This window comes from Lactiplantibacillus sp. 3062, assembly GCF_055413545.1.
In genome coordinates, this window is the sequence record NZ_JBVAYE010000009.1 from 1 (window position 1) to 23,308 (window position 23,308).

The following is a 23,308-nucleotide window of genomic DNA, read 5'->3' on the forward strand; positions in this document are numbered from 1 at the left end:
TTTTGTTCTAGGATAGGTCAGGAATCATTGTTAAAAGGTTCCGGTTAACTCGATTCCTGTTCGTCAGCCAGTGCGCGTCCTATGCCGAACTCCGGGGCTGGGTGACAATTGCTGGAACGCAGCCGACGTCGATTTGAGCTAACGCACAATCCGCGTCATCTCAAATACGAGTCTTATTCTAAGCCGGAAGCAACCCACTTCCGACTAAGAATAATTTGGCTACTGAGCATTGTCACCCAGCCCCTCCAGTCTCTAGCTTGTGAGGGGCCACGGGTTGAAGTCGAGCATTGCCTAGCCAACTGATTAATGCGGTTTTGGCATTTGTCTGTTGGCGTAGCAAGCACAGGCTTTAGTGGCACCGAACACGTTTTGGGAAGCCGCTCGAATGGCTGATGAACAGCCACTTAACTTGGTACAATTAGTCGCTGACTATTTTTTATTGGAACTTTTAGTGAAATATCAATGTGTATTCTCTACTTTGTCGAAATATTCAACTATTACTAAGGTAATTCAGAAATGGTAAGTTATCACAATAGCATCATCAACCTGACAGTTAATTGACAAATTACTGTTTGTAAAAAACAATGACAAGTCCAGCAAAAGTTCGGAACGCACGTGTCAGCCATTCGAACACTGTCCCGACTGGAAGGCGTTTCGGTCAATGCTCAGCGGTGAAATTTCACTTAGCAAGCGTCCTTTGCTTGGTTAGTGGAAGACCAGTATTTAAGACGTGGGTTGCGGCTTAAATCTGTGTCCACCGCGTTCCAGCAATTGACGGAAATGCCTGGAAGTCGGCGTAGGACGCGTTTAACCAAGCATGTTTACGCTGATTCGAACTTTTTCCAGCGGGCCTAAGCTGGTTGCTTTTGATCTTAAACCGGAACCTTTTAACAATATTTCGTGCAGAAAAGGCTTGGTATCATGCGGATATAATTTTAGGGCGTCATTCTGCTTGGTCTGAGAGTTTTAAAAGCGGATAATGAAGCTAATTCTAGGGGGAGTGATGAGGATGAAGCGACGGTTAATTGCAGCGCCTACGGGTCTTTTATTGGTGGGATGGTTGATTGGCTGGGGCTTGCAAGCAATGCACCAACCGATGGGGACGGCTTGGACGGCCTACGCGTTTACGTTATTGATCTTATATACAATTTTGGCGACGTTTATCACTAGTATGGCGGATGCCTATCAGGGAAAGCATGGTCGAACAGTACCGGAAAAACAATTTTACTGGTACATGTGTACGTTATCAGTCATTTTGACAATTTTAGCGATTTATTGGATGGCACACAATTAGGGGGATTAATGCTAATGCAAGATGAAAGTGATTGGTTAATGCGGCAGTTACATGCGTTCGCAACGGAGTTAGGGTACACGCTTAGTCGTCATAAGGGAGGCACAACTGAGGTGGTGTTTCCGCAAGATCAAGATCAGCCGTTGCCACATCAAGTCGAATTGGCACAACTCATTGACAGAAAGGCTTATGCTCAAGCCGCTCATCGGTTGTTAGCGTTGCAGTTCGCAATGACGGAAGCTGAATTCTTGCAGCTCGGAATTTGGCTTTATGCGACGCTTAATCAATTTGACGACCAAAGTCTCGCTGCCGGGGGAATTTCACGAACATCGTTGGTGGCGGGATTGGAACAACTGCAAAAATTGAAAATGTGATGCTAAGATTTAAGCAAATCACGAATGAATTTGGCAAAAAAGAGATTCAGCTATGACGGAAAAATTAAAAGTCGTGCTCTCAGAATTTAATCCTGAAAGCACGACTTTTAATTTAACGCGTGTTCAATTATCGGACCACATAGACGTGGTCGTGAATCAGGTCGAATGGTCGGAAATGAGCATTTAACTTGGTAACGGCCTCGTTATCCTGATAATTAGCGTGGTCCCAAAATTGTTTGGAACCCGTGGCGCCGTATTTTTCGCCAATGACGATCAATGGGATATCGTAAGGACTTTGCCGCATAGCTTGTAACAAGTCCCAATCAATAGTCAATTTGTCCGGTGACCAGGCCATAATGACGTATTTAATAGTTGCGGCGTACTTATTGAAGGCACTGACGGCATCCAACGCTTCAATCGTCGTGACTGGGTGGCGTCCCGTCTGATTGCCAGTTTCGTGTGTCCAATCCTTTGAATCCGTGGTATAAATTGGCTGACCAGGATGGAGACGTTTGAGGCCCTTGGAAATATAGCCGTTACCGGCCATGACTTCCAGAACTGGCGCGCTGCCGGTGAAGTCAGCTAGGTCTTTCAGGAATGGCGCACTGATATAGGCCCACATCCCGTACTGCTCTTCGATATAGTCTCGAAAATTGCGTAGAAGTTGGTCAACTTTTGGGAGAGCGGCTGATAGTTGGTTCCAAGCCGCATCACCAGCAGGATCACCCATGGCATATTGCTGATTGATGCGCTCAAAGAGATGGTCCTGAAAATCATCAGGGACTTCTAAGACTGGCAATTGTTGGGGAGCTAAGCCGGCTGCCAGCAAGCGGTCACTTTCCAAGACATTATTGATCAGTACTAGAATTTGGGGATCATCCTTAAATAAGTCGCGGTACTTCATCAACTGTTGAATATACGGGGCACCGGCTTGCTTTTTGACCCGCTTTTTTAATTGTTTTAACTTCTTGGGATTCATAAAAAACTCCTAGTCATCAAAGTGTAAGTCTAATTCTTCTTGGCCGGTCGCATCCGTTGAAACCCGATGCTGGCGACCATGTAAGTAACCATCCATCAACTGAAACAGTTCATAGCGGTCTTCACTGGATAATTGTTCTTGATTAAACGTCAACGGCTTGCCCGATAAAAAGATGCGACCGAGGTCATACTCTTCTTGGTCTGATTTACCTGACAAGTAATCGGTCGTGACGTTGAAAAATTCGGCTAATTTACGAACTTCTAGGTAGGACGGGGTCCGTAAGTCCCGCTCCCAGTTACCAATTTGAGCCGCGGTATTTTGACGAGTCGTCTTGTCTGCGGTCGGCATTTGATTGAGGGCCGCCGCGAGTTGAGCGAGGGTCATTTTTTGCCCCCGACGTAGTGCTCTTAAACGTTCTGGAAACATGTGCTCACTTCCATTCCTTAGATTAACGGTGCGGATAACGCCATGAATTCATCGATATCCCGCTTGATCAAAGCCACACCAGCTTGCCAGAAGGCCGGCTTGGTCAAATCAACACCGAGGTGTTTGGCAGCTAGGGCTTCGGTCGACATGTTGGCGGTGTCTCGCAATAGGGCAATGTAGCGGTCTTCAAAGTCCGATTGTGTTTTAGCTTGAGCATAGATACCGAGACTGAAAAGGTAGCCAAATGTGTATGGAAAGTTATAAAACGGGACGTCGTCAATGTAAAAGTGCAACTTGCTAGCCCAAAACATCGGGTGGTAAGTATTTAAGGCATCACCATAGGCGTCTTTTTGGGCGGTTAGCATCAAGTCTGACAAAGTGTCAGGAGTGACGATCCCGTGCTGACGGGCGGTATAGAAGCGCGTCTCAAACAGGAAGCGGGCTCGAATATCCAGAAACATGGCTAACGGATTTTGCATTTTAGCATCCAATAAAGTTAATTTGGTTTTGGCATCATCGGCCGCTTTGACACTGGCGTCAGCGACAATCAGTTCGGCGAATGTTGAGGCGGTTTCGGCCACGTTCATCGCGTAATCTTGACGCCAAAGTGGTAGATCTTGAATGACGCTGCCATGAAAGGCGTGCCCTAATTCGTGGGCGAGGGTGGCTGTGTCATTAGGTGAACCCGTAAACGTCATGAAAATTCGGGATTCGTGGGTCTCTGGTAGATTTTCCATATAGCCACCAGGCCGCTTATTAGGGCGATTCTCAGCTTCAACCCAACGATGTTCAAGGGCGTGTTGGGCTAAAGCGCCCATCTTTGGACTAAATTGGCGAAAGTTGTTAATGACAAAATCGGCAGCTTGATCGTAAGTTTGGCTAGGAAGTTGTCCCAAGGTTAGTGGGGCTTCAATATCTTGCCAATCTAGTTGATCTTTACCGAGTAACTGGGCCTTACGCTTCAGGTAACTTAGTAAAATGTCCTTGCTGTCAGCGACAACTTGGTACATTGTGTCTAGTGTCGCTTGACTCATGCGGTTGAGTTCTAGTGGTTTCTGTAGGAAGTTCGTCGTACCATGCGCACGATAATTGGCAAGTCGGAAGCCCGCCAAGTGGTTCAACGTATCAGCAAAGGGAGCGGCGTGAGTTTGCCAAGCGTGCTCCCAGTTGCACATTAATTCGGCGCGTTGAGCGTTCGGCATGGCGGCTGCTAACATGTTTTGAGCTTGACCCGCGGATAGTTGTTGGGTTATCCCGTTTTCATCGGTATAGGGCACTTGAATTTGGCTAACTAACGTGTCGTAGTGGTCACTCCAACCCTGAAAACCGTCGAGTGCTAAGTCATTGATTAGGGCTTCAGTGTCGTCATCTAGGAGCGCTAAGCCTTGCTGACGCATTTCGGTTAAGTTAAAGGCGATGGCTTGTAGTGCCGGTTGTTGCACGAGCGTGTCAAAGGTGGCTTGATCTAACTTAACGAGCTGCTTCTTGAAGCGGGTTAATAAATTGTTTAACTGATTATCAAGTTGATAAATTTGGTTCAATAGTGGGGCGGCTTTGGTGTCGTCCGCATGTGCGGATTGATAAGCAACCACGAAAACGGTAGCTTGGTCAATACCGGCTTGAATGGCTTGCAGACTGTTGACGAGTTGGGTAAACCAGTCGGCGTCTGGTGTGTCAGCGGCAGCACGCCAGTGAACTAAGGTGTCTGCTGTCGTGGTCAACTGCTGTTTAATCGTGGACATTTTTGCAGTTAGTGCTGGGGAATCAATGCCACCAGCAAAGATACTGTCCAAATCCCACGTTTCGGAATAGTGCATAAAAAGAAGCCTCCTCAATCTGGTCTAGTTATCTTTAATTATAACGGTTATTATGAAGTAGTGGCGAAATTTTCCCGCTCAAAACAGATTTTTGTCTCATCAAGGAGTGAATTTTAATGAAGAAATGGTGGATCACACTGGGGGTACTCGTTGTTCTGGTAGCGGGAGCTGTGATTGGTGCTGGCAGTTATTTTTACCACGTGGCAATTGCCCGTGGTGATAAGTCATTTGTTACGCAGAGTACAAAGCTATCGAAAAAAAGTTCGGTTTATCACCAAAAGTATTGGTATTTACATGCGCGTAAGCAAACTTGGACTATTGAGTCATCGGATCATTTACGGTTGGTTGCTTGGTATATTCCAGTTAAAAATTCTAAGAGGACTGTTGTTTTGGCACACGGATTTGCTGGGAATAAGGGTTTGATGGGTGCGTGGGCGGGGATGTATCATGAACTCGGCTACAACGTGCTGGTTCCTGATTCCCGAGCAAGTGGTGCGAGCCAGGGAAAAGCGGTCGGCTACGGCTGGCTGGAGCGCCGCGACGACTTGCAGTGGGCCAAAACCGTCGTACATAAAACGGCCACAACTCAAATCGTGATGAGCGGTATCAGTATGGGTGCAGCCGGGATGACGATGGCCAGTGGTGAACGGCAGTTGCCACAGATCAAAGCGTACGTCGTCGATAGTCCGTTTACGAGTGCTGATGCGATTATTAGTTATCAAGCGGGGCAACTCTATCATTTACCCGCGTTTCCGTTAGTCAACGTAACCAGTCTCATTACTAAATTACGTGCTGGTTATAGCTTCAAAGAGGCGGATGCAATCGCTCAGATTCGTAAAAACCACTTGCCTATCATGATTATCAGCGGCACCCGGGATGATTTTGTCCCGACTAGCATGGGCAAGACGCTGTACCGCAATGCTCACCAACCCAAGTCTTTATGGTTGGTGAAGGGAGCCGGCCACACCACGGCCATTACTCAGAATTACCAACGTTACAAGCGTCACGTCGCCGCATTCTTGGAACAATACGTGCAGTAATGTTAGCTTGCTTGAATTAGCACTGATTTGTCATGAATCGTGATATTAGGATGCTAACTTTCAAGGACAAAAGCAGCCAGCTATGGACCACTGGAAAAAGTGCGAGTTAGCGTAACCTTGCTTAGTTAGTTCGTCCTACGCCGACTTCCAGGCATTTCTGCCAATTGCCGGAACGTGGTGGGCACAGATTTGAGCCGAAAAACCACGTCTCAAATACTGACCTTTCACTAACCAAGCACAAGACGCTTGCTAAGTGAAATTTCACCACTGGGCATTGTCAGAAGCGCCTTCCAGTCGGGAGAGTATTCGAATGGCTGATAGAGATGTACTCAACTTTTGATCGATTTGTCGTTACTTTTCATAAACAGTAATTTTCTCAATCAACTGTCAGGCTGAAGGTGATATTGTGATAGCGCCCTATTCCTCAATCAACATAGTAATAATTGACCGTCTAGACAAAGCGGTTGCTGTAACCTTAAATTTTCGTTGGAGGTTCCTTTGCCAAAATAGCCAACGACAAATTGTACCGAGTTCAGTGGCCGTTCATCAGCCATTCGAGCGGCTTACCGACTGGAGGCGCTGGGTGACAATGCTCAGTAGCCAAATTATTCTTAGTCGGAAGTGGGGTGCTTTCGGCTTAGAATAAGACTCGTATTTGAGACCGGGCGGGTTGTGCACGGGCTCAAATCGACGTCGGCTTACGTTCCAGCAATTGTCACCCAGCCCCGGAGGTCGGAATCGGATGATCATTGCTGACAAACAGGAATCAAACAAACGGCCTCTTAATATCACAAAAGCTCCCAAATTGATTCGATCTGGGAGCTTTTGTGATATTAAGATAATTATGCCCGGTATGGGACCTGGCAAGGTACATCGACGCCATCTTTGAGTGTGATCAGGTATAACTGGTCAAGCACGGCGGGGCCTTGTGAATGACGAGCCCCCCAAGTAGTTAGCAACTGGTTTAGGCGGCTAGCGACTTGATGGTGGTCCGCAACACAGTCTAAGTCTTGTGCGGCCTTAGCTAAGGCTTGTTGTAATTCGGGAATTGCGCGTACTTCGGGGTCACTATAAGCGACATCGATGGCGCGAATTAGCGCAATGGCGTTTTCGTTTTTTAACATGCTACCATCCCTCTCCTGTGATGTGGCGAACTTAGTCCACGTCCTAATTTAAGTATAGCGCTCCTAAATTGAGATTCAAGTTACAAATGTAACCGCTATCACAAGTAACGGTAGGTCATTATTGTACTTTTGGTATCAGCTGTGTTATATTGTAATAGAAAAATAGAACACTAAGGAGGCCGTTAAATTGAAATTTGATGACAAGGTTCCGATTTATTATCAAATCAAACAGTATATTTATCATAAAATGATTGACGGAACGTTACCACCAGGGGCAAAGTTGCCCGCAGTCCGGCAGCTTGCGTTGGACTTGACGGTTAATGTTAATACAGTTCAGCGGGCACTCAGTGAGATGATTACGGAAGGCACTCTGACGTCCCAACGAGGTAAGGGGAATTTCGTAACGGAAGATCAGGCGCATATTATGCAATTGAGGACTACACTGGTGAACGAGCAATTAGCATTAGCGTACGACCAATTGCACGCACTAAATTTAAGTGACGCCGAAATCGTGGCGAGTCTGCAACAATACATTGCCCAACGAGAGGAGCACAATCATGACAGCATTGACGATTAAGGATTTACGTTATAAACATAATCAACGAATGATTTTACAAAATGTTCAATTAACCCTGGCGCCCAGCAAGATTGTCGGTTTATTAGGTGAAAATGGGGCGGGGAAAACGACCTTGATGCGACTAATTACGGGTAGTGCCAAGGGTCAGGGCAGTATTGTGATCAATGGTGCGACAACTGCCGTAGCCCGTAAGCAGCAGGTAAGTTTCACGGATCATTTGACTGGTTTTAGTGCCGGTATGAAATTACAACAAATCGCGCAATTTTATCAACTTGTTTATCCTGATTTTGACGCCAAACGCTATCAAGAGCTGGTTGACTTTCTGGAACTCAACCAACAACAAAAATTGGGTGAGTTGTCTAAGGGGACCCGCGAGAAATTAATCATTGCGCTGACCCTGAGTCGCAAAGTGGCTTTGTACTTATTAGATGAACCGTTTAGTGGGATCGACAGTATGAGCCGCAAAAAAATTATTAACAGTATTATCAAGTGGACGCCTGCCGAAGCGACATTATTGATTAGTGATCATTATGTCACTGAAATCGCGCCGATTCTTGATGAAATCGTGGTCGTTAAGGACCAAACAATTGTTGTTCATCAGGGTGCAGATGAGATTCGCGACGAACATGGCATGGAACTTGAAGATTATTATGAGAGCTTATATATGGGAGGTGTGACGGATGACAAGTAGTTGGTCACTATTTAAGGCCCTCAGTTGGCCACGCTTTAAGCAAATGAGTTTATTGATTGGTATCGAAGCTTTGGCGGTGATTGTTACTAGTTTGTGGACTGCCATCAAAGGAAACTTCACAGCTGCCACATTATTCTATAATTTATGTGCTTGGATGGCGTTACCTTTAATCGTTGGGTTTATCTTATTGGCAGTTTCAAATGAAAAATTCTTCCGGGCGGGGACGTTCTGGTTATTGCCAATTAGCGATTGGCGACGCTATACGATTAATTTAGTCGTTTCGTTGGTTGATATTGTTTATGTTTGGTTGGTCCAAGTGATTTTATTCTGCTTAACTCTGTGGATTGGTTGGAATGAACTGATGGGAGGCTTAACATCAGCGTCGCTGTTCTTTAGCCAGTTTGATGCGGGTAGTGCCGTGCAGTTCGCACTCGGAACGTTGCTAGTCTTAGTTCTTGTGACGATTCTGATTTGGAGCACGATAACGCTTTGCCATTTTGTTACGAATGCGACCAAGGGCTTTTTACCACGATTTCGGCAACGGTTCGTCAATGTGATTATCACGGTGGTGGTCATTTACGTAGCTTTCCGCTTAGCTAATTTGTTGATTAGCATGGTCAGCTTTCTCTCCAGTCAGCTAGTCAACCAGGGACAAATCGATTCTTTATGGGTCGGTAGTCTCGTCATGTTGGCAGTTATCTTAGTTGAAGGTGTGTTGAATACCTTGATGTTGCAAAAATGGGTTGAGCCAACCTTGAATTAATTTAGTAATCCTAAAAAATCACTCATTCGTATTGAATGAGTGATTTTTATTGCGCATTTTTTAAACGATGGTTGCACCTAAGCTGTTTTTGAAGTGACGCAACGCCCATTCGTGACCAGCGGCGTCAAAACTAGCAACGGCATCCTGATGAATGACGAGTTGGTAACCCAAATTATAGGCGTCAACAGCCGTGTGAAGGACACAAATGTCGGTACAAACACCGACTAAGTGCAGGGTGTCAACATGGCGTTCTCGCAGACGTAAATCCAAATCAGTACCCGCAAATGAACTGTAACGCGTCTTGTCGAATGCCCAAACATTATCGGCGGCTTGATGATCAGCGTACCAATCTTTGAGTGGCCCATAGAGTTCACGACCCCAGGTACCCCGAACATTATGAGGTGGAAACAACTTGCTTTCGGGATGGTAAGGATCATGCGGGGTATGGACATCGGTTGGCAGTAAGACCCAGTCGCTTGCTGTAGCCATTTGGTTGGCGAGTTTGACGATCGTTGGTGCGAGCGCTTGGCCGGGTTGCCCACAAGTGAGTGCCCCGCCGTCAGCCACAAAATCATTCGTATAATCAATAATCAGTAAGGCTTGGTGACTTGCCATAATAAAGGCCTCCAATATTAGGTTTGAGATTGGTTTTACTGTAAACAACTCTGATGGGACTGTCAATTGTTTAACTAGCGTTGGATTGACTAAATAATTATATTAATGAGATTTGGAGCTATAAGGACAGCCGCTTGCTGAAAGTCTTTTCTGAACAATAAAATATTAATAATATTTTGTGGCCGACCAAGGCGCCAGGTATCGGACGTTAATATAAATAATTGCGAATGGCGACTTATTAGCCGGCGTTCTGTTTGCTAATTGCTGATCTTTGCCCCAAATTGGCAAAGTAGCCGCCGTCCTGTTTTCCCAATCGGGGTTATTGTCAGTTAAATATAAAAAGTCTAACCAGCGTGCTGTTGAGTTCGACAACATGCTGGTTAGACTTTTGATGGGTAAACGAAAGTTGAGTCGCTGGCCTGATGATTATTCTGCTAGTTGATCAGTAATTGCCGTGACAATTTGGTCAGGGGTCAGCTTAAATTCATGCCGCAGTTCATTAGTTGTTTCACGGTCATTAAAGCGTTTGGCAGCACCAAAGTTCAGAACGTGCATAGCGCTGTTGCCATAGTAGCGACTGACTTTTTCACCAAAACCACCGCTGAGACTGGCTTCCTCAACCGTGACAACTAACTGATGGTCGGCCTTTAAGTTGGCCAAAGTCGTCGTATCGGGGTCAGAAATGTCCCGGGGATCAATGAGCGTCGCGTCAATGTGTTGCTCAGCTAATTGTTGTTGCACGGCTGTTGCTAAAGGCAGGAGACTGCCTACACCGAGTAAAGCAACTTGCTGACCAGCGTGTAATGTGTGCATCTTAGTTGCGTCAAAATCAGGCGCTAGAGGTACTGACTGGACGTCATTACTTGGTACCCGGATGGCAACCGGACCGTTATTTTGATGGAGAGCCCAGTGCATCATGGCTTGAAGTTCTTCCTTGGTCGTTGGCGCTAAGTAAGTTAAGTTAGGAATATTACTGAGCATGGCAACGTCAAAGATACCTTGATGAGTTGGATCGCCTGCGTTAATGCGGCCACCGGCAACCATGATCGTAACGGGCAATTTATTGATGCCAAGATCATGGGATAGTTGATCATAGGCCCGTTGCAAGAAGGTACCAGAATGGAAGACGATTGGCCGTAAGCCTTGTTGGGCCTGTCCGGCAGCAAATGTAATCGATTCTTGTTCGGCAATGCCGACGTCAAAGTACCGGTCTGGATATTGGCGAGCAAAGCGTTTGAGGTCATAAGTTCCTGGAACAGCCGCCGTAATTGCCGTGATAGGCGTCTTGGCTGCTAACTCATCGGCTAACGTGGCATGAATGACATCCGTATACGTTTCCTTGGTGTTGGGATGCAACGTCTGACCGGTCGCTAGGTCAAACGGCACGTGCCAGTGGAAAGCTTCTTTATTAGTGATCGCGGGTTGATAGCCGTGACCCTTTTCGGTATGGACGTGCAACACGATTGGGTGGTCAACATCCTTAATTTCCTTAAAAGTCGTTAGCATGGTCTCAAGGTCGTTACCATCATCAACGTAGCGATAATCGAGGCCAAAATCTTTGAACAAGTTATGGGAACTCGTGCCGTTAGTTTCGCGGAGTTCACGGAGATTTTGGTAAATGCCACCATGGTCTTCTGCAATTGCCATGCCATTATCGTTAACCAGAATAATGAGGTTAGACTTTAAGGTGGCCGCGATGTTTAGACCTTCCAATGCTAAACCACCGGATAATGAGCCGTCACCAATCACTGCCATGACATTGCCTGTTTTGCCCTCAAGGTCACGAGCAACAGCCATGCCAGTTGCCAAGGCAATCGAGGTTGAAGTATGACCAATATTGAAATAGTCGTGGGGGCTTTCTTCTGGGGCAGTGTAGCCGCTGACATCATTATAATGAGCGGGGTCAAGCCAAGCTTGCTTTCGGCCCGTTAGAATCTTGTGTGTGTAGGATTGGTGTGAAACATCCCATACAACCTTATCGACTGGTGAATTAAAAATGGTGTGAAAGGCAATGGTTAATTCGACTACGCCCAAGTTAGGGCCAACGTGACCACCAGTTTGACTAACTTTATTGAGTAGGACGTGACGTAACTCGCTTGCGAGTTGTGTTAATTCCGGCAAGGATAATTGTTTCAGATCGGCCGGCTGATCAATGCGTGCTAAAATCGGTGTTTCCATTATCTATCGCTCACTTTCTCATTCATGAATACTTTTATAGATTAGCACCTTAGAGCCACTCTAAGACAAGTGTTTTGTTTCAAAAATATCATAAAAAATGACGCCGACAAGTTGTCAGGCGTCATTAGGTTACCATGGTCACAAGATTGGGGGGCTTGTTGAGACGTTCAGTTGGCAGTTCGACCAATGGTACAACGTTAGTGTAACGGACCCGATGCCCAAATAGTGGTGTGGACAGTTGGTCACGTTATTGACATTACTAAACGAATTTAGTCGGTATTGATCGATTGCAAGTAAACTAACTGATCAGTTGAAATTTGTTCATAGAGTTGGTTACCAAGTTCTGAGCTGAATGTTTTATTGGCTAATTGGGTCTGAATGAAGTTATATTCCAACTGGAATGCTTCAATTAGAAGCTCATTTTGAGTTTCCTGGAAATCCCGTTCACCAGATAGGCGGCGATGACGTTCATCATAGGCGCGGCGAACGATCCCGATAGCTTGCTGATTGTCAGCAGTAATCGTGTCGGCTAAATAAGCTAACACGGCCTCATACGGCTTTTGTTCGATCTGTCGCATTTGTTGCCACATTTGCCGATTACGAGTCATGAGCTCAGTTCGACTCTGACCACCACGGGGCCGGTATTGTCGGAACATTTTACGTCGGGCACGAGCTTTTTTGCTGAGCGACCATTTGCTGAGTGTAAACCGGAAAAATAATTTCAAACGTTCGAAGAAAGTTTGTTGATTCTGCAGACGCGTCTGACTAGCGACGCGCATGTACTTTTCGGCGGCATGGGGCGTGATTTCATTGTTGGCAACCATTTCATCAATAGTGGTTTGTTCAACTTTGAAAGTGGCGTCGAACAAGCTCGCCAGTTGCGAGCGCTTAGGACGACCATCTAGTACTCGTTGGCCGGACAGAATCGCAATCACTTTACTAGTGCCAGCATTATTACCATGGCGTGCTTGCATGAGATCAATAGCGTGAGTTACCATGTCAGCTTTGGCGGTTGCCAATTCATCTTCAGTGACCTTAACAACTTGTTTTGGCAACGTCAACGGTAACAAAAGTGTTGGCACCAGCAGACTAGTTAGAATGACCACTGCGGCAACGAAAATAATATCGTTGCGATAAGGAAAAGCACTGCCGTTGAGTGTTAGTGGTAATGAAAAAGCCATCGCCAGCGTAATCGTGCCGTGAACGCCGCTCAGACCCATCACGAATGCATTACGGGTCTTTTCATGATTATCCCACGCGCGAATACGGGCTAAGTCGAAGCGCGTCCAGAGAAAACGGGCGAACGTCATGATTAGGTAGAGCAAGATTCCCAGACCGACTAATACCGCGACCGAACTAGTATCACGTTGCTGTAAGTGGTTGATGACACTTGGCAACGACACACCTAATAACACAAAGACGATACCGTTCAAAATACTAGCCACGATTGACCAAGTCGTTGTCATCACGATTTGTAGCCGGGAAGTGGTCAACCGTAATTGATCGGACTGGACACCATGAATGAGACCGGTGGCAACAACAGCCAAGATACCGGAAACGCCTAATGATTCAGCTAAGAAATAGACGACAAACGGTGTCAGTAATGTGTAGGGGACGATCACAGAAGGTGTATCGACCCGCATGCGAATCAGCATAATCCTGACAGCAACAATGACATAACCGATGATTAGGCCGACGAAGATTCCACCGGCAAAGACATATAAAAAGTTAGTGATTCCGTGCCAGACTGAAAACTTACCAGTGACGATCGCAGCAATCGCTAAGTTAAAGGCCACGATTCCGGAGGCGTCATTGAACAGTGATTCATTTTCAAGCGTCGTCATGACTGCTCTTGGAATCGCAACTTTAGTCGTAATCGATGAGACCGCGACGGCATCGGTTGGCGTAATAATAGCGCCAAGGGCAAAAGCAAGTGCCAGCGAAAACTCGGGAATCAGTAAGTGAGTGACCGTACCAACAATTAGGATGGTCACGATGGCTAACACTACCGAAAGCGAAAGGGTCGTGCCAAACTGGTGACTGAGCTTGCGAATATTGGTGTTTTGGCCATCATTAAACATTAAAATCGAAATAATGACGAATAGAAAAATTTCAGGTTCCAATTCAAAATTTCGATACAACGGAATCAGAGACAAGATTAACCCAGCCCCAATTTGTAAAAAGGCGACTGGAATTTGATTGAAACGTGCGTAGACGGCGTTAGCAACGACGACAGTCGCAACGAGTAATAAGACTAAGAAAACGGTTTGCAAACCAAATTTCCTCCTGGATTTTGTAAAGTAGTTTAATTTTAACGCAATCAGTAGTTTAATTTTAACGCAATCATATGAATAAAAGTATTATCTGCAATGATTAATTTGGGGCTGGACCTAATGTTTAAAAAAAGACCGATTAGAAGTTAATTATTGAACGTTTTGACCTAAAGTATGTCATTAGCTTGGCGTGACGTTCTAAGTCAGTATAATGAAATTATCAACTTAACTGGAGGACATCGCGATGTTAACAATTGCTTATATCGGCAACGGTAAGAGTGCTAACCGCTATCACTTACCATTTGCACTGAAACTCAAAGATCAAATTAAGGTGAAGACCATCTATTCACGTTCAGGACACCAGAATTGGCAACCAATTGCGGGCGTGCATTACACGACTACGTTAGCAGATATTTATGAGGACCCTGATATTCAGCTCGTAGTTGTTTCAACACCTAGTCATACGCACTATTCGGTAGCTAAGGATGTCTTGAACCATGGTAAGAATGTCTTGGTGGAAAAACCATTTACGGAAACATCAGCGGAAGCCCGCGAACTTTTTGAATTGGCTAAGCAAAAGCATTTGTTTATTCAGTGTTACCAGAATCGGCGCTTTGATTCGGACTATTTGACGACACAAAAGGTCATTGAAAGCGGCGTCCTCGGTGACTTGCTGGAAGTCGAAATGCACTTTGATTATTTCCGGCCAGAGGTTCCAACCAATGTTGACCATTTTTCATTAGATACGAGTTATTTATATGGTCATGCTTGCCATACTTTAGACCAAGTGATTGCATACTTCGGGGAGCCGGATGACGTGCACTATGATGTTCGGCAACTATTGGGAAGTGACCGGATGAATGATTATTTTGATATCGATCTGTATTACGGTGCCTTGAAAGTCTCTGTAAAATCTAGCTATTTCCGCATTAAATCACGGCCGAGCTTCGTGGTTTATGGCAAAAAGGGCATGTTCGTAAAGGCGACTAAGGATCGTCAGGAATACGATCTGAAACATTTTTACATGCCGAATCACGCTGACTTTGGCATTGATCAACCTGAAAACTATGGCACGTTAACTTATATCGACGATGCGGGTCAGTATCACGAAGAGGCAGTCGTTTCGGAAGTTGGTGACTACAGTCGGGTTTACGCCGGCGTTTACGACAGCATCATCAATGGACAACCCAAGTTAGTCAAAGATGAGGAAACGTTGTTGCAAGTGAAAATGTTAGAAACTGGTATTCAACAATGCCGACATTAGCGCTTCTTGCGTGTTGCACTAGCCCAGCTATTGGTACGTGTCAGCTTTAGATTGTTGTTCGGCTACCGGTGTGCGTCCTAGGAGGTTGGTGCCAATTGTTGGCGGTCGGCGCAAGCCGACGCTGGCTAAGCATGTTTACGTAAACTTGAGCTTTTTTCAGTGGGCCTTAGCTGGTTGCATTTGGCCGGTATTAATTCGTTAATATAAATTATGAGGAGGATTATGATGCGATTAGGAATTTTAGGAACAGGCAAGATTGTTCAGGACTTCTTGCCAATGGTGAAGAGCATTCCCGCGATTGAATTGGTGGGATTGCTGTCAACGCCGCGGAGTGTGGCGCGAGCACGCGAGCTGCAAGCCACGTATCGTATTGGAACGGTCTACACAGATTATGCAGCTTTGCTAGCCGATACGACAATTGATACAGTGTACGTCGCTTTGCCGAATTCGTTACATTATGGCTATGCGAAGCGGGCATTGCAAGCGGGGAAGAACGTCATTTGTGAGAAGCCGTTTACGTTAGTGGCATCCCAGTTAACGGAACTAATCGAATTGGCAGGTCGCCAAGACTTAGTGTTAATCGAAGCAATTACGAATCAGTATTTGGAAAACTATCAGGCAATCAAACGTGATTTGACCAAGTTGGGCGACTTGAAAATTATCGAATGCAACTATTCGCAGTATTCATCACGTTATGATCAGTTTAAAGCCGGAACGATCTTACCAGCTTTTAATCCTAAGCTTGGTGGGGGCGCCCTGATGGACTTGAATATTTATAATATTCATTTTGTGGTTGGCTTGTTAGGCGCACCAACGCACGTGCAGTATTTAGCTAATGTTGAACGAAATATTGATACATCAGGCATCTTAGTGTTGACCTATCCGAATGTTAAAGTCGTTTGTATCGGTGCCAAGGATTCGACTTCACCGGTACGTTCCACGATTCAGGGGACGACTGGTTCGATCATTGTCAACGGTCCTACTAATACGGTCGAAAGTATCACTGAAATTGCACATGATGGAACGACAACTGATTTAGCGCTTAATCAAGCTGAGCATCGGATGTATGCTGAGTTTGTGGCGTTTGAACGTCTTATTGCTAATCACGATATGGTAACCGTTAAGCGGCAATTAGATCATTCCCAAGCGGTCATGGAAGTTGTTGACCAAGCGTTAGCGAGCGCGGGATTGCAATTGGGCTAATGCGTCGTTGCTAACGTGGCTGCACAATAAATAGAAGATATTGTAAAAAGCGTGTCCTAGAAACTGTAGGACGCGCTTTTGAGTCGTTAGATGTGTTATTTTGTGGTGAGCGGGCCGTCCTGGATTAGGTGCTGTTTTTGTCGCAGGTCTTGTAAATGGTGATGAAAATCATGTGCATGCATGACTGCGAAAAGACTGTCTAAGACGTATTCAAACGCCGCTTGGGATGCAAAAGTACCGATTTTGGCAAAATTATATTCACTCTGAACGGTGAGCAAGTGCTGGGTCGCTTGACTGATGAGTGGTGATTGTGGATTACCTGTTGGGACAATCATGGGAATTTGATGAGCGTGAAAATAGGTGGCAACTTGCTGATGGATTTTAGTAGTACTAGCATATGAAATAATCAGAGCACAATCATCAGCTGTTAAGTTGGCTGCGTTCCAGGATTCGTCAGCATATTCTTCGGCGATTATAGCAAAACGATTGATTTTGACGAGTTTATTTTGAAAACTACGGGCCCGTAGTTGTGAGTCACCTTGCGAGAAGATAAAGATTCGTTTTGATCGCGTCAATAAGTCAGCAGCTTGGGCTAATTGGTTCGTATCAAGTTGCTGCTGGGCTGTCTGAATGGCCCGAATATTCAAGGCGGCCATCTTTTGGCTGATTGTGGCGACCGAATCTGTCGCCGAGAACGGAAAATTGGCATCCACAGTGGCGGCTTGATGTGCCTGGGCAATGCTTTCGGCAGTCAATTTCCGTTGGAAATCGCGAAAGCCCCGGTAGTTCAATTTTTGGGCCAACCTAATGATTGCTGAATGGGATGTGTACGTCTTAGCGGCTAGGTCTTTGATCAGAATAGTTGGCATTTGATCTAGATGTGCCAGAATATAGCTACTGATCCGCTGTTCAGTACTAGTAAAGTCTGACTGTTGTTGCAAGGCAATTAATATTGACATGTCATCGACCTCCATAGTTAGTATCATACGGTTAATATTGGAAAAAAGCGACGATTATCATAAAACTGAGTAAAATCAGCTTGACCTGGTACCGGTTTCATAAATTATGGTAATTATATGAAACAACGTGGTATCATCAATTGAGAGAGGAAGTTCTGTGATGACGAATATACATGATATTGCGCGACTATCGGGTTATTCCGTCTCGACAGTCTCGCGGGTAATTAACCATCAGAAGTACGTTGCGGATGATAAACGGGCCAAAGTTGAGGCTATTATGCAAGAACTGGATTACGTACCTAACCGGGTCGCTCGTGATTTAAGTCGGGGGCGGACGAAGACAATTGGCGTGGTACTACCGTATGCGAATCACCCGTATTTCGCACGGGTAGTTGATGGTATCGTCAGTGCAGGCTTTGCGGCGGGTTATAAAATCATGTTGCTACCGACTAATTATGATATGACGATTGAACGCCATTATTTAGAAGACTTAAGAAGTAAAGCCTATGATGCGCTGATTTTTACGTCACGTAGTAGTTCACTGGATACACTGGAACGTTACCGCAAGTATGGTCAAATCGTCTGTTGTGAAGATCCAGGTGATGACCGGGCATTGGCCGCAGCTTATACGGACCGCATGGCTTCATATGTTACGGCATTACGGTGGGCGAAGCAACAAGGTTATGCGACGATGGGCGTTATTTTGAGCCGTAATAACGTCATTAGTGCTAGTACACGGGTTACGCGGCGAGCCTACCACGAAGTATATGGTCAGTTGGATGACGAGCGACTCTATACCGGTGCTGCCACTTATGAAGACGGTTACCACGCTGGTAAGTATTTTGCCAATCAAGCGTCTCGCGTGGCCGCGATTTTTGCAAATGGCGATGATATTGGGGCGGGCGCCTATCAATATTTTATGGATCACGGGTTAGCCCCCATTCCAGTGATTGGGCAGGAGAACTTGCTGACGAGTCGACTATTAAAGTTTTCGACGATCGACCATCATCTAGAATCATTGGGTCAGTCAGCATTTCGATTGGCAATCGGCAAGACCCGTACCCATGAATTGATTAAATCAGAATTTATCCCGCGATAACTTGGAGGAGCAATTAATATGGTAGCAAGATTAGCAGTTTTTGACATTGATGACACACTATTGGCTCGCAATAAGCAATTATTACCGAGCACCATTGAAAGTATTCAAGCACTTAGAGATGACGGGATTCATGTAGCCATCGCCACGGGTCGCAATTTAGCGATGGCCCGGCCAGTTATTAATGCCTTACAATTACAAGATTATGTACTGTGCAATGGTTCAGCAGCGTTTGCTGGTCGCCAACAAATTCATCAACACACCTTATCTAAAGACAATGTTGGCAAATTGGTTGCGGCGGCGGATAAACAGAATATTGATATTGTGGTCGAATCACTGGATGGGCTACATATCCACACACATCCGTCCACCACGACGCGCCAGGTGTTGAACACGTTTCGGGCACCTGAGTTGGATTATGCCCCTGATTACTATCAGCACCATGATGTGTATCAGGCCATGATGTTTTACCCGGATGTCCAAAATCGATTGTTGCCGCATCCAGATGAGTTTTCCTTTGTTCGTTTTCATGAACGCGGGGTTGATATCATTCCCAAAGTGGGATCTAAGGCGCAAGGAATTGCAAAACTGGCAGCGGCACTTAATGTCGATTCGAGTAACGTTGCGGCCTTTGGTGATAATGATAATGACCGAGAGATGATTCAGAGCGCCGGTATTGGGGTCGCTATGGGTAACGCGAAAGCTGAGATTAAAGCATTAGCAGACATTACGACGACCGATTGTGATCACGATGGCATCGCCAATGGACTAAAAAAAATTGGTTGGCTATAAATTTTAATGAAATAAAACTGTGATCCAAACAGTTGACTTGCGGAATTCGGTTCCAGCAATCAGTATGTTGGGGTCACAGTTTTTGATTAGTTATCGCGTAGCATCTTCTTGATCGCCGCTACTGAACGGGCGACTTGTTCGGGATCAACTGGCTTTTTTTCAGCTGGTGTCGAGCGTACAGTGGCCGATTGATTAGACTTAGTTGGTGTTGGGTTCGACATAGTCGGCTGTGGCACACTAGTTTTAGCTGGCTGTGGACTAATTTTAGCACCAGTCGAGGCTTGGGCCGGCTGACCAGCGTGCATTTGATCCATAGTTTGATTCAACAAATGATCGACAAAGACATTGCCCTGATTGGTAGCGTGGCCCTTAGTCCAGCGGTAATTAAGTGCAGTGAATGCTGGAAGCAACCGGTCGACTTCACGCCATAACTCAGCGTTAACTAACGGACCATTGCTGCGTTTCCAGCCGCGTCGTTTCCAACCAGCCAGCCAGCCCTTAGTGACTGCGTTGAGGACATACTGTGAATCAAGTACGAACAGAATCCCAGTCTTAGTTTGGCCAAGCTGTTGCAATTGTTCAAGAGCTCGTAAGAAGGCCATGATTTCCATGCGATTATTGGTGGCACCCCATTCGCCGGCAGAGTCAGTGACGAGTTGGTCGGGCATTTCAATCCGATAAGCCCAGGCAGCCTTATCATCTTGGTGCACGTGCTGACCGGCAACGTTTCCGGTATTTCGCGAACCGCCATCAGTATAAACAGTAATGGCTGCGTTGACCGGCGCTTGATTAGATATTGATTTTGAGTGAGCTGGGGCCTTACCAGCCATAAAATCCTGAGCGTCTTTCTCGCTTGTGAAGCTCTTGTACTGTGCTTGTGGATAACCGCTAACTTGCTTTTGAGTTTCGGGCCAGGTGCGGTAAATACCAGGTTGGCGTCCCTTACGAACAGCGTAATATTTTTGTGCCATGGCGATACCTACTTTCTGAATGGTGATACTGCTAATTTAACATAAATTGCCGGGGAAAAATGAAAAATTAGCAGACTTGTAAATAAATAATAACAACCGGATCACGGAAGCGAACTTCTGTGATCCGGTTGCCATGATGAAATATAACTAATGGGCTTTAAATAATGTCGTCAGGTAATTCATGAATGTCTTCAAATAACGATCCTTGTCGACCGTTAACGCAACCGTGACGTTAGTTGGGTCATTGAGTCGCGCAGGGTCACCAATTGTCCGGCCATAATCTTCACCACTAGCCTGGACGTACATATTCAGGTCTAACGTGGTGACAAAACTTGGATCGAGTGAAACGCCGACTGCCAGTGGATCGTGTAAGGCACAACCGTGTAAGTCAGGACTCGTAATATCGTAAGCCGCAATGTAATAGTCAACAATGTCAGCAAATTTTTCGCCCGCAGTTGTCTTTAAGTCCCGCCATTGTTGTGTTTCAGTCTTGGTTAATAATGTCCGTAACGTTACGTCGAGTCCGACCATCGTAAGAGGCATCGTACTGGTGAAGACGGCGTTGGCCGCTTCGGCATCTTGATTAATATTGGCTTCAGCGTAGTGACTGACATTACCTGGAACAGTCAGTGCACCACCCATTAAGGTCACATTACCAATGGTGCTGGCAATGTCTGGTGCTTTTTCGAGTGCTTCGGCCAAGTTGGTTAAGGGACCGGTTGGCACTAGGGTCAGATCGGCGCCATATTGGTGAACGGCATCAATTAAGAAGTCGACACCGGACTGCTTTTCCACGGCGCGTTTCGGTTCAGGAAGGTTCACGTCGCCGATACCGTTCATGCCATGAATCTGCTGTGAAATCGGCATAACGTCAAAGTGTTCCGTCGTACTGGAGTGGGGTTCACCTAGAAAGACGGGTACGTCAGTGGCACCTAGTAGTTCTAGAATTTGTAAACTGTTAATCGCCGCCTGATCCACTAGGCAGTTCCCATAAGAACTGATAATCCCAATTAAATCAACGTCGGGTGCACCGACTGCGTAGGCAATGGCCATTGCGTCGTCAATCCCGGTGTCTAAGTCTAAAATCATTTTACGTTTTGCCATGTAAAACATCCTCCCTGATTAGGTCTGAAGCGCTATAAAGCTATGTTTTAATTGTAAACGTTTCAGCTGATGCTGACAACGGCTAGCGGCGAATTAAATTAACATTGAACAGAAAAATGTTCGGAAATATTTCACGACCACGCTTACTGGCGAAATGTTGAAGGCTGTTTTATACTGACAATTAAGGAAGGTGAAGCTGATGACGACGAATAGTCCATTAGAAGCAATCATGAATGCGCGCCATTCGGTTCGGCAATATGACGGCCAAACTAAAATTGGGCGTGAAGAAATGGCCGCGATGTTACAGACCGCATTTTTGGCACCAACCGCATTGAATCAACAACCGATTCGGGCGTTGGTGATTGAGGATGCAGCCTTGCGACAACGGTTGTGTGCCGCGACTGGTAATACCAGTCAGTTAACTACGGCCAGTGCCGTCGTCTTATTTGTGCTGGATCGTGAAAACCAACACCAAGCGCCAGCGTTTCAGGCCAGTCAGGGGCAACAATTTGATACTGGTGACGAGACCATTGGCGCCCTAGATGCTGGCCTGATTGCGATGCAATTTATGTTAGTGGCTAAAGATCATGGCTTTGATACGAATCCGATGACCGGGTTTGATGCTGCCGGATTCACGTCTATTTTGGAACTTGACGCCCAGCGGTATCGGCCACTATTGCTCGTTTCAATTGGCAAAGCGGCCGTTGCTGGCAAGCCAGCAGATCATCAACCGCTAGCGACATTAGTTGATTATCGATAATATTGAGGGGAAGCTAGAACGTGAATTTTGAAAAGCACTACCGATATACTGGAAAGCAAAAATTAGGATTAACTAAATTAGCAACGGCGGTTGATCCAGAATTTGAAGACGAAAAGGTCATCAAGGCGCAAATCGCCAAGAATATTAAGCAACTGACTGAACTGCAAGGTAAGTTATATGCACAAGACCGATTTGGTGTTTTAGTCATTTTTCAGGCGATGGATGCGGCGGGTAAGGACAGTATGATTCGCCATATCATGAGTGGGGTCAACCCCCAAGGCTGTGAAGTCACATCGTTCAAGCAACCAACTACTAAAGAAATTGCGCATGATTATTTATGGCGAATTCATGATCGGGTCCCCAAACGCGGCATGATTGGGATCTTCAATCGGTCGTATTATGAAGACGTACTTGTTAGTCGAGTCCATCCGGAAATTATTGTGAATGAGCACGTCGGTGAGATTAACGATAAGAAACAAGTGGATGATGCTTTTTTTGAACGTCGTTTTAACGATCTTCGGTACTTTGAAGATTACTTGCAACACAACGGCTACTTAGTGCTCAAGTTCTTCTTACACATGTCAAAGGCGGAACAGAAGCAACGTTTTATTCGCCGTATTGAAATTCCAAGTCACAACTGGAAATTCTCAGCTGCCGATATTCAGGAACGGCAGTATTGGGATGATTATCAGCGTGCTTATGATGATGCTATCACCAAGACGGCTACTAAAGCGACACCGTGGTACGTCATTCCGTCGGATAGTAAGTGGTATTCGCGGCTCTGTGTTTCGGAAATCATCAATCAACGCCTGTCGGAATTGCCATTAGCGTATCCCTCACTGGATGCGAGTGCGCAAGCACAATTAAAAACGGCGCTGGAGCAACTAGATCGTGAGACCGACTAACAAAGTATCGCGCAGTGTTACTAGCAGCAAGTTGAAATTATAAAAAATGAGCTACTCACACCGTTGATCGTCAGTTCAACGCGACGTGAGCAGCTCATTTTTTTGA

22 protein-coding genes are annotated in these 23,308 nt (G+C 45.8%); 12 read left to right on the top strand and 10 right to left on the bottom strand.

Going from position 1 to position 23,308, the window contains the following annotated elements; all coding sequences use genetic code 11:
• Positions 1-979: 979 nt before the first annotated feature.
• Together ACWQAU_RS11485 and ACWQAU_RS11490 are read left to right on the top strand one after the other, a co-directional pair.
• Complete coding sequence (locus ACWQAU_RS11485) at positions 980-1,294, top strand: LasU family protein (protein WP_027821859.1); 315 nt, start codon at positions 980-982, stop codon at positions 1,292-1,294.
• A gap of 14 nt (positions 1,295-1,308) precedes the next feature.
• Entirely contained in the window at positions 1,309-1,665 is a 357-nt protein-coding gene (locus ACWQAU_RS11490) for a DUF6483 family protein (RefSeq protein WP_027821860.1), read from the top strand.
• Positions 1,666-1,792: 127 nt separating this feature from the next.
• On the opposite strand, the gene ACWQAU_RS11495 is transcribed toward ACWQAU_RS11490, so the two are convergent.
• Genes ACWQAU_RS11495 through ACWQAU_RS11505 form a run of 3 tightly spaced genes read right to left on the bottom strand, consistent with a single transcriptional unit; the run spans position 1,793 to position 4,887 of the window.
• Positions 1,793-2,644 carry a hypothetical protein gene (locus ACWQAU_RS11495; protein ID WP_027821861.1) on the bottom strand — a complete coding sequence of 284 codons (852 nt, stop codon included), beginning with the start codon at positions 2,642-2,644 and terminating at the stop codon, positions 1,793-1,795.
• A 9-nt stretch (positions 2,645-2,653) separates the two neighbouring features.
• On the bottom strand, positions 2,654-3,070 hold the full coding sequence (locus ACWQAU_RS11500; protein WP_003642665.1) for a helix-turn-helix domain-containing protein: 417 nt from the start codon (positions 3,068-3,070) through the stop codon (positions 2,654-2,656).
• A gap of 17 nt (positions 3,071-3,087) precedes the next feature.
• A complete protein-coding gene (locus tag ACWQAU_RS11505; RefSeq protein WP_027821862.1) occupies positions 3,088-4,887 on the bottom strand; it encodes a M3 family oligoendopeptidase in 1,800 nt (599 codons plus the stop codon).
• Between the two features lie 116 nt (positions 4,888-5,003).
• Between ACWQAU_RS11505 and ACWQAU_RS11510 the strand changes: the two genes are divergently transcribed.
• On the top strand, positions 5,004-5,927 hold the full coding sequence (locus ACWQAU_RS11510; protein ID WP_003644698.1) for an alpha/beta hydrolase: 924 nt from the start codon (positions 5,004-5,006) through the stop codon (positions 5,925-5,927).
• A gap of 842 nt (positions 5,928-6,769) precedes the next feature.
• Here the strand turns inward: ACWQAU_RS11510 and ACWQAU_RS11515 are convergent.
• The gene (locus ACWQAU_RS11515) at positions 6,770-7,051 is read right to left on the bottom strand and encodes a bacteriocin immunity protein (protein WP_003642670.1); all 282 of its coding nucleotides are present in this window, start codon (positions 7,049-7,051) and stop codon (positions 6,770-6,772) included.
• A gap of 187 nt (positions 7,052-7,238) precedes the next feature.
• Between ACWQAU_RS11515 and ACWQAU_RS11520 the strand changes: the two genes are divergently transcribed.
• From ACWQAU_RS11520 to ACWQAU_RS11530, 3 genes are read left to right on the top strand one after another with little or no spacing between them, the layout of a single operon-like run.
• Positions 7,239-7,628, top strand: coding sequence for a GntR family transcriptional regulator (locus tag ACWQAU_RS11520; protein ID WP_003642671.1), 390 nt, complete (start codon positions 7,239-7,241; stop codon positions 7,626-7,628).
• Positions 7,609-8,319, top strand: coding sequence for an ATP-binding cassette domain-containing protein (locus ACWQAU_RS11525; RefSeq protein WP_003642672.1), 711 nt, complete (start codon positions 7,609-7,611; stop codon positions 8,317-8,319). The genes ACWQAU_RS11520 and ACWQAU_RS11525 overlap by 20 nt, the downstream gene beginning before the upstream one ends.
• Positions 8,309-9,082, top strand: a complete 774-nt coding sequence (locus ACWQAU_RS11530) for an ABC transporter permease (protein WP_003642673.1) — start codon at positions 8,309-8,311, stop codon at positions 9,080-9,082. Before ACWQAU_RS11525 ends, ACWQAU_RS11530 begins: the two co-directional genes overlap by 11 nt.
• A gap of 60 nt (positions 9,083-9,142) precedes the next feature.
• Here the strand turns inward: ACWQAU_RS11530 and ACWQAU_RS11535 are convergent, their stop codons facing one another.
• The 3 genes from ACWQAU_RS11535 to ACWQAU_RS11545 all read right to left on the bottom strand — a co-directional run bounded on the left by ACWQAU_RS11535 (position 9,143) and on the right by ACWQAU_RS11545 (position 14,148).
• Positions 9,143-9,697, bottom strand: coding sequence for a cysteine hydrolase family protein (locus ACWQAU_RS11535; protein WP_003642674.1), 555 nt, complete (start codon positions 9,695-9,697; stop codon positions 9,143-9,145).
• Positions 9,698-10,123: 426 nt separating this feature from the next.
• Positions 10,124-11,875 (bottom strand): 1-deoxy-D-xylulose-5-phosphate synthase, encoded by a 1,752-nt coding sequence (locus ACWQAU_RS11540; RefSeq protein ID WP_013355797.1) that lies wholly within the window; start codon positions 11,873-11,875, stop codon positions 10,124-10,126.
• A gap of 269 nt (positions 11,876-12,144) precedes the next feature.
• Positions 12,145-14,148 (bottom strand): Na+/H+ antiporter, encoded by a 2,004-nt coding sequence (locus tag ACWQAU_RS11545; RefSeq protein ID WP_027821863.1) that lies wholly within the window; start codon positions 14,146-14,148, stop codon positions 12,145-12,147.
• Between the two features lie 244 nt (positions 14,149-14,392).
• Between ACWQAU_RS11545 and ACWQAU_RS11550 the strand changes: the two genes are divergently transcribed.
• Both ACWQAU_RS11550 and ACWQAU_RS11555 read left to right on the top strand, forming a co-directional pair.
• Complete coding sequence (locus ACWQAU_RS11550; protein ID WP_003646566.1) at positions 14,393-15,412, top strand: Gfo/Idh/MocA family oxidoreductase; 1,020 nt, start codon at positions 14,393-14,395, stop codon at positions 15,410-15,412.
• A 225-nt stretch (positions 15,413-15,637) separates the two neighbouring features.
• The gene (locus tag ACWQAU_RS11555; protein WP_024002666.1) at positions 15,638-16,615 is read left to right on the top strand and encodes a Gfo/Idh/MocA family protein; all 978 of its coding nucleotides are present in this window, start codon (positions 15,638-15,640) and stop codon (positions 16,613-16,615) included.
• 95 nt (positions 16,616-16,710) lie between these two features.
• Here the strand turns inward: ACWQAU_RS11555 and ACWQAU_RS11560 are convergent, their stop codons facing one another.
• On the bottom strand, positions 16,711-17,574 hold the full coding sequence (locus tag ACWQAU_RS11560) for a MurR/RpiR family transcriptional regulator (protein WP_027821864.1): 864 nt from the start codon (positions 17,572-17,574) through the stop codon (positions 16,711-16,713).
• Between the two features lie 160 nt (positions 17,575-17,734).
• On the opposite strand from ACWQAU_RS11560, the gene ACWQAU_RS11565 reads away from it, so the two are divergent.
• Both ACWQAU_RS11565 and ACWQAU_RS11570 read left to right on the top strand, forming a co-directional pair.
• Positions 17,735-18,673 (top strand): LacI family DNA-binding transcriptional regulator, encoded by a 939-nt coding sequence (locus ACWQAU_RS11565; RefSeq protein ID WP_003646569.1) that lies wholly within the window; start codon positions 17,735-17,737, stop codon positions 18,671-18,673.
• Positions 18,674-18,691: 18 nt separating this feature from the next.
• Complete coding sequence (locus ACWQAU_RS11570) at positions 18,692-19,462, top strand: Cof-type HAD-IIB family hydrolase (RefSeq protein ID WP_003642683.1); 771 nt, start codon at positions 18,692-18,694, stop codon at positions 19,460-19,462.
• An 86-nt stretch (positions 19,463-19,548) separates the two neighbouring features.
• Here the strand turns inward: ACWQAU_RS11570 and ACWQAU_RS11575 are convergent, their stop codons facing one another.
• Both ACWQAU_RS11575 and ACWQAU_RS11580 read right to left on the bottom strand, forming a co-directional pair.
• Entirely contained in the window at positions 19,549-20,433 is an 885-nt protein-coding gene (locus ACWQAU_RS11575) for a ribonuclease H family protein (protein WP_027821865.1), read from the bottom strand.
• 147 nt (positions 20,434-20,580) lie between these two features.
• On the bottom strand, positions 20,581-21,537 hold the full coding sequence (locus ACWQAU_RS11580) for a nucleoside hydrolase (RefSeq protein WP_003644692.1): 957 nt from the start codon (positions 21,535-21,537) through the stop codon (positions 20,581-20,583).
• Between the two features lie 199 nt (positions 21,538-21,736).
• On the opposite strand from ACWQAU_RS11580, the gene ACWQAU_RS11585 reads away from it, so the two are divergent.
• The gene (locus tag ACWQAU_RS11585) at positions 21,737-22,297 is read left to right on the top strand and encodes a nitroreductase family protein (protein WP_011101839.1); all 561 of its coding nucleotides are present in this window, start codon (positions 21,737-21,739) and stop codon (positions 22,295-22,297) included.
• A 20-nt stretch (positions 22,298-22,317) separates the two neighbouring features.
• Complete coding sequence (locus ACWQAU_RS11590; RefSeq protein WP_003642687.1) at positions 22,318-23,202, top strand: polyphosphate kinase 2 family protein; 885 nt, start codon at positions 22,318-22,320, stop codon at positions 23,200-23,202.
• Positions 23,203-23,308 lie beyond the last annotated feature (106 nt).

Excerpts from the sequence above, each read along its gene's own strand:
- ACWQAU_RS11500 (WP_003642665.1), bottom strand. The coding sequence starts at position 3,070 with ATGTTTCCAGAACGTTTAAGAGCACTACGTCGGGGGCAAAAAATGACC.
- ACWQAU_RS11575 (WP_027821865.1), bottom strand. The coding sequence starts at position 20,433 with ATGGCACAAAAATATTACGCTGTTCGTAAGGGACGCCAACCTGGTATT.
- ACWQAU_RS11530 (WP_003642673.1), top strand. The coding sequence starts at position 8,309 with ATGACAAGTAGTTGGTCACTATTTAAGGCCCTCAGTTGGCCACGCTTT.
- ACWQAU_RS11525 (WP_003642672.1), top strand. The coding sequence starts at position 7,609 with ATGACAGCATTGACGATTAAGGATTTACGTTATAAACATAATCAACGA.
- ACWQAU_RS11510 (WP_003644698.1), top strand. The coding sequence starts at position 5,004 with ATGAAGAAATGGTGGATCACACTGGGGGTACTCGTTGTTCTGGTAGCG.
- ACWQAU_RS11550 (WP_003646566.1), top strand. The coding sequence starts at position 14,393 with ATGTTAACAATTGCTTATATCGGCAACGGTAAGAGTGCTAACCGCTAT.
- ACWQAU_RS11540 (WP_013355797.1), bottom strand. The coding sequence starts at position 11,875 with ATGGAAACACCGATTTTAGCACGCATTGATCAGCCGGCCGATCTGAAA.
- ACWQAU_RS11495 (WP_027821861.1), bottom strand. The coding sequence starts at position 2,644 with ATGAATCCCAAGAAGTTAAAACAATTAAAAAAGCGGGTCAAAAAGCAA.
- ACWQAU_RS11485 (WP_027821859.1), top strand. The coding sequence starts at position 980 with ATGAAGCTAATTCTAGGGGGAGTGATGAGGATGAAGCGACGGTTAATT.
- ACWQAU_RS11570 (WP_003642683.1), top strand. The coding sequence starts at position 18,692 with ATGGTAGCAAGATTAGCAGTTTTTGACATTGATGACACACTATTGGCT.
- ACWQAU_RS11580 (WP_003644692.1), bottom strand. The coding sequence starts at position 21,537 with ATGGCAAAACGTAAAATGATTTTAGACTTAGACACCGGGATTGACGAC.
- ACWQAU_RS11505 (WP_027821862.1), bottom strand. The coding sequence starts at position 4,887 with ATGCACTATTCCGAAACGTGGGATTTGGACAGTATCTTTGCTGGTGGC.
- ACWQAU_RS11585 (WP_011101839.1), top strand. The coding sequence starts at position 21,737 with ATGACGACGAATAGTCCATTAGAAGCAATCATGAATGCGCGCCATTCG.
- ACWQAU_RS11560 (WP_027821864.1), bottom strand. The coding sequence starts at position 17,574 with ATGTCAATATTAATTGCCTTGCAACAACAGTCAGACTTTACTAGTACT.
- ACWQAU_RS11490 (WP_027821860.1), top strand. The coding sequence starts at position 1,309 with ATGCAAGATGAAAGTGATTGGTTAATGCGGCAGTTACATGCGTTCGCA.
- ACWQAU_RS11515 (WP_003642670.1), bottom strand. The coding sequence starts at position 7,051 with ATGTTAAAAAACGAAAACGCCATTGCGCTAATTCGCGCCATCGATGTC.
- ACWQAU_RS11535 (WP_003642674.1), bottom strand. The coding sequence starts at position 9,697 with ATGGCAAGTCACCAAGCCTTACTGATTATTGATTATACGAATGATTTT.
- ACWQAU_RS11565 (WP_003646569.1), top strand. The coding sequence starts at position 17,735 with ATGACGAATATACATGATATTGCGCGACTATCGGGTTATTCCGTCTCG.
- ACWQAU_RS11555 (WP_024002666.1), top strand. The coding sequence starts at position 15,638 with ATGCGATTAGGAATTTTAGGAACAGGCAAGATTGTTCAGGACTTCTTG.